This window comes from Wolbachia endosymbiont of Onchocerca ochengi, assembly GCF_000306885.1.
Classification (GTDB): domain Bacteria; phylum Pseudomonadota; class Alphaproteobacteria; order Rickettsiales; family Anaplasmataceae; genus Wolbachia.
On record NC_018267.1, the window covers coordinates 951956 to 957990 of the forward strand.

The window sequence follows — 6035 nt, forward strand, 5'->3', positions numbered from 1 at the left end:
GAAGCTGGTTATGGTAGTTTCCGAACTTGCAAAAGAAATAAGCATTGCAGCAAACAATTTGATATATAGAAATTATCTAATCATTGCTATAAAAAAAAGGATTGATGTAGTTCGCATAAGGGAAAATTTTAATTTATACAGAAAAATTACTGAGCTTCCGTTTGCTACTAAGTCAGAACCTCAGTATTTTCCTCAAAAGAATCAAATTATATCTAGTCTTTTGCTAAGTTTTATAGTAATTTTAACATTAAAAGCCTAATTTTCTAACAACAGCAAATTTTCCTTTAGACCAGGAAATAAAAGCATTTAAGGTTTTTAGATTTTCTCCAGCTCCCACTGCAGTGGAAGCAATTATCTGATCAAAAGCAATGCTAAACTTATTAAATCCGCTAATGACATAATAAAGAATATTAAGTTCAGTTCACCTACTCAGCAAAAAAGCTTATTCGATGTTGAGTGCTGTACTGTTAACTAAAAGCACGAGAAAATTATAGCAAACAAAGTCAATCATAGTTAGTCATATCAACTCTATATCTCTTAATAAGATGATAAGCCTACATTGATAAAGCGTGTTTGTCCATAAACCTAGTTTTAATTGTTCTTTTAAAACTAGAGTTAGAAAGTAAAATAGAGCGATTATCAAGAAATAAAGCATTAACAATTTTTTAAATTATTTTTAGCTACAACATTTTACTTTCCCCCATACAGTGAGCTAGGTCAAGAAAGGTGAATCTATCTCTTGCTGTAAACGTAAGGCTAACCACTTTGCAATATTGCTCTTTATTCCAACAGGAGATGTTCTGGTAAGTGTGGAATTGACAAATCTTCAAACATTTTCTGCAGAAGTTTTACAGGTAATAGGTTTTGCTTAATTAAGCTGGAAATATCATTCCATTCTTATGAATAATCTCTTTAATTTTTTGCTGCATAATTTGCTTCTGCTTTAGGATTTCTATAAATTCGGTATTACCAAAGCATTCTGTTAAGCCCTCTATCATCGAAGCAGCATGACACTGATTCTCTTCCTGTAAATTAGCCATAGTGATCATTGTAACAGCAATTTTTTCTCCATGTAATGAAGAAGAATAATCTTTTGTTACCATCTCCATTGTGTGAGCTATCATATGCTCTCCTTGACTTGCAGAATAGCTGCCTTTTGATATTACCATCCCAAGTCCTGAAATCAGTAGAGCTTCCATAAGTAATAAAACTACCTTTTTGCTTTTTTCTGCAAGTGCCAAATACTCTCTGAGTAAAGCTTCCTCCAGATCACAAACAAGTATAAAAGGCAATTCATTATATTCCGTGCCAAGTAGTAGATGAGATAATAGCCAATCAGCTTGCACTGTTGAACGGCAGATAAAATCCGCAATCCACTCAATGTTAGGCGCAATGGTGCATTGGTAATTATATTGGTATCAATATATATTGCCCTTGGAAGGTGTGCTACTAAAAATTTTTTATATCCATCTACTAAGATAGAAGCGTTTGAAGAGGTATACCCATTCATAGAAGCAGCTGTTGGAAAGGATATGTAGTTTTTACCTTCGAGATAGCTCGCGTACTTACAGATATCGTTAACAGTACCACTACTAAGTGCAACTATTAAATCACTATCCTTTGCCCTACTTCTAACTAGATTAACGGTTTCAAGAGAAGTAACTCTGTTTACCATCGTTTCCTTAGTTGGCATTATTCCAGTGCTTAACACTGGAACCCATACTCTTTTTTTTCTGGATCCTAATGTCGGAGCACTGAGATGACTAAATTTTAGAAGCATTCAAAACAACATAAGGTCTTGCAAGAGAGCTAATGATATTACTAGGAATAATGAAGTGAGAAATTTTATTAAATATGTTTTTGCTCAAAAACTCTGCCGTATTTTCATCTGCAACTAGCAAAATATTATTCCCATATTTAGTACATATTTTATGTATACTATCAACAAGATGATGATCTACTATTATTTCACTTATAAAAGTTTGCTTAGCTTGGTGTAATATTTGTTTTAAATAATGCATAGTATGTTTATATTATAATAGTATCAGTATTTCAAGATTGACATGAAGATTGATCCTGTAGAGCTAACTAAGAAGTTGATTTCTTTTAAGAGCATAACACCAAAAGATGATGGAGCAATAGAACATATAGCAACAATTCTTAAGAAAAGTGGCTTTAAGTGTAAGATTTTAGAGTTTGGTGATAGCGAAGCTAAAGTTAAAAATCTCTATGCAAAATATATAAATGGAGTGCCAAATTTATGTTTTGCTGGACATGTTGATGTTGTGCCACCAGGTCAATTAAAAAACTGGACATCTGATCCATTTAATCCAAAAGTTAGAGATGGAATATTGTATGGAAGAGGAGCAGCTGATATGAAAAGTGGAGTAGCTGCATTTATTGCTGCTATGGTAAACTTTGTTGCAGGAAAATCTCAGTTTAACGGTTCGATAAGTGCATTGATTACCAGTGCTGAAGAAAGCATGGAAGAATATGGAACAAAAGCAATTTTAGAGTGGATGGAAAGTAAACAAAAAAAGATGGACTATTGTGTAATTGCTGAACCAACCAGCAATGAAAAACTAGGCGACACTATAAAAATAGGCAGAAGAGGATCTGCAACATTCAAATTAACTTGCCATGGAAAACAAGGACATGTTGCCTACCCAGATTTAGCTGATAATCCAATATATAAGATGATATCAATATTGAGTAAGATAAGAAATACTACTCTTGATAATGGTAATAAATATTTTCAGCCTTCAAATTGTGAGGTTACTACTATTGATGTTGGAAATAATACTGACAACCTAATACCCGATTTAATAGTTGCAAATTTCAACATTCGGTATAATGATATACAAACGCCTGATACTTTATTTAAGTTAGTCAATAAGATATGCTCCAGCGTAACTAACAATTATAAGCTTTCTATTTACAACAATAGAGGCGCCTTTCTTTCTATTCCTGATAAGAATATTGATATTATGCTTGATGCAATAAATAAAGTTACCAATATTGATGCTGTAATGAGCACGAGTGGTGGCACGTCTGATGCTGCATTTATCAAAAATGTTTGCCCAGTGGTTGAATTTGGTATGGTCAACAAAACCACACACCAAGTAAATGAATGCGTGTTAGTAGATGATATACATAAATTAACAACTATATATAAGGAATTTATAAAAAATTATTTTTACCCCACTAACAAGATAGTAAATCAGATTAATGTAATTAGCAATATGCCTGATGGTCCATTGCTAGCTTAAGGCGTATTTCATGCTAGTAGAAAGTTAACTGGAAAAATTCCTGAAGAAAAAAGAAAACTTGCATGTAAATTCATTATATTGTAAAATTATAATTGTTTTAAAATGAAGAGGTTAGTTATGAATCTTGTGACAAAGCCTGCTATTGATTTCACTGCCCCTGCTGTTCTTTCTGATGGAGAAATAGTTGATGACTTCTGTTTAAGCAAACACATAAAAGATAAATATGCTGTCCTTTTTTTCTATCCACTAGATTTTACTTTTGTCTGTCCAACTGAATTGATATCGTTTAGTAATAAAATAGAAGATTTTTCAAAACGTGGCGTTGAAGTCATAGGAGTAAGTGTAGACTCAAAATTCTCACATTATAAGTGGCGAGAGACTCCAGTCAATGATGGAGGTATTGGAGAGGTTAGCTATACTTTGGTGTCTGATATCAAAAAGTCTATATCAAAAGACTATGAAGTATTATATGATAACTCAATTGCACTAAGAGCTACTTTTGTTATTGATGATAAATTTATCATACGTCATCAGTCAATAAATGATTTACCTCTAGGACGCAATATTGATGAGTTTATTAGGATTGTTGATGCGATTAAGCATAACAAAGAGTATGGTGAAGTATGTCCAGCAGGATGGAAAAAAGGTAAACCAGCAATACAAGCAAGCAACGAAGGGATAGCCGATTACTTAAATTCATATAGTGAAGAATTGTAGATGGGGCTATTTAGTACAAAAGTTCTTATTATTGGTTCTGGGGTAGCTGGTTACGCTGCTGCTATATATGCAGCGCGTGCAAATTTAGAGCCAATTGTAGTAACTGGAATGCAACCTGGTGGTCAACTTATGATTACTACAGATGTTGAAAATTATCCTGGTTTCATTTCAATACAAGGCTCAGAGCTCATGGAACAAAAGAAGTTGCATGCAAAGAAATTTGGTGCAAAAATAGTAGACGATGAAATAACAAGTATTGAACACCTTAAAGGTTCTAATGAATATAGGTTCAAGTCTTTTGGTAAGACTAATAATTACTATTCAGATGCAATTATAATTGCATCTGGTGCACAAGCGAAATGGCTTGGTCTCAAGAGTGAAAAAGAATTTCAAGGTTATGGAGTTTCAGCTTGTGCAACTTGTGACGGTGCATTTTTTAAAAATAAAGTCGTAGCTGTAGTTGGTGGTGGAAATACCTCTGCTGAAGAGGCAATGTTTTTAACTCGATTTGCCAAAGAAGTTATACTGATACACAGGCGCAATAAATTAAGAGCAGAAAAGATAATACAAGATAGGCTCTTTAGAAAAGATAAGATAAAAGTAATATGGAATCATACTGTAGAGCAAATTCTTGGAGAAGAAAATCCGAAAAAAGTTACTGGTATTATAATTAAATCAACAGAGACTAATAAAATCCAAAAAATGAAAGTGGATGGAGTATTTATTGCAATTGGGCATACACCAAATACAGGTATTTTAAAAGGATTTGTTGAAATGGATCAGCAAGGTTACGTAGTTACAAGGCCTGGTACAACTCTAACCAGTAGGACAGGAGTGTTTGCTGCAGGCGATGTTCAAGATAAGGTGTACCGGCAGGCAGTAGTTGCAGCGGGCACAGGGTGCATGGCTGCGCTTGATGCAGAAAAATTTCTAGGGTGTACAAGCGTAAAGAGTTAAAAAACAGAAAATATACGAAGTACCTCCGATAAAAGAAGAGAGAGTTTTATTATTATTTTCTTTTTTTGTTGCACAATAATGGTAAGTCATTAAGAACGTTTTTAACATGTTTAATATAGAGAATATCTTTTTAATCAGTAGGCAGAAAACCATATAGAAAGAGCAAGTAAATGTTGCTAAGATAGTAAACAATATAATAGCAAACAATTTAATTAAAAAACTTCAAAAACCACTTAATATGCCAATAAAAAAGTTATTTTAGGCTATTGATGATGAAGACCTTGGAAGGTTTAAAACAACAACCTCTGAAAAAAAGTACGGATGTTGGTACGTTTGACTAAGAAGGTAAAGGTATAACGCTTTTTGATGTATCTATTTCTAACATCTATTACTGTCAGTAGTAATTGATAAATTACATTAAGAAAATAAGCAAGTTACACATGAGGAGAGCAATTATGGTACACTAGATGCTTTTCGCGGTGCTGCATTTTTACGACTTAGATGCATTATAGCTAGTATGCAGTTTTTATGTATTGTCTGCCAAATTAGAGCTAGAGATAGTGGAAAAATTACTTGTATATCTTAGATATTAAAATTGATATTAGAAATTGTAAGAATAAAGGCCCTAAGGTCATGCTGTAAGAGAGTTTAAGTATATAATATAATTAAAATCTTAAAAAGCACAAGCTATTCCGACCTCATTAGAAGAAAGAATAGAAAATAAAAAAAGAAGTATTGACTAAACTTTTAAAAACATAAAATCTAGATTATCAAATAAAATCAACGCCTACAATAGAGCAATAAAACATACGATTAAGATAAATTAGTTAAACTTGCTATTAAGAAACAATTAACTTCTTCTATAGTAAAGAGGTTTAAGTAATATGAAAAAATTGGTGAAAGATAGCTGTTTCATAAATTATGCAGTTATTGCTGTTATGTTGAGGAACATTCACGATCTGATTAAGCACTATTAAAAACGCTTAAGTAAAAAATTTCCTAGAAAGACAAATAATGAACAATTTGCATAGAACCTTTTAGGTGAATTTAAAGGAAGAAAGATATTCAACTTACAAGGGAAAAAGTTAGAAA

General features: G+C 32.5%; 4 protein-coding genes and 1 pseudogene. 4 read left to right on the plus strand and 1 reads right to left on the minus strand.

Going from position 1 to position 6035, the window contains the following annotated elements:
• Positions 1-10: 10 nt before the first annotated feature.
• On the plus strand, positions 11-259 hold the full coding sequence (locus WOO_RS04220; protein ID WP_232500369.1) for a DNA-protecting protein DprA: 249 nt from the start codon (positions 11-13) through the stop codon (positions 257-259).
• A 421-nt stretch (positions 260-680) separates the two neighbouring features.
• Here WOO_RS04220 and WOO_RS04335 read toward each other — a convergent pair.
• Positions 681-2021, minus strand: a pseudogene (locus WOO_RS04335) (iron-containing alcohol dehydrogenase).
• A gap of 42 nt (positions 2022-2063) precedes the next feature.
• Between WOO_RS04335 and dapE the strand changes: the two are divergent.
• The 3 genes from dapE (at position 2064) to trxB (ending at position 4943) form a co-directional block, all read left to right on the plus strand.
• Positions 2064-3269 (plus strand): succinyl-diaminopimelate desuccinylase, encoded by a 1206-nt coding sequence (gene dapE / locus WOO_RS03630; protein WP_014869317.1) that lies wholly within the window; start codon positions 2064-2066, stop codon positions 3267-3269.
• Positions 3270-3386: 117 nt separating this feature from the next.
• Complete coding sequence (locus WOO_RS03635; protein WP_014869318.1) at positions 3387-3986, plus strand: peroxiredoxin; 600 nt, start codon at positions 3387-3389, stop codon at positions 3984-3986.
• The gene (trxB, locus tag WOO_RS03640) at positions 3987-4943 is read left to right on the plus strand and encodes a thioredoxin-disulfide reductase (protein ID WP_014869319.1); all 957 of its coding nucleotides are present in this window, start codon (positions 3987-3989) and stop codon (positions 4941-4943) included.
• Positions 4944-6035: the final 1092 nt, after the last annotated feature.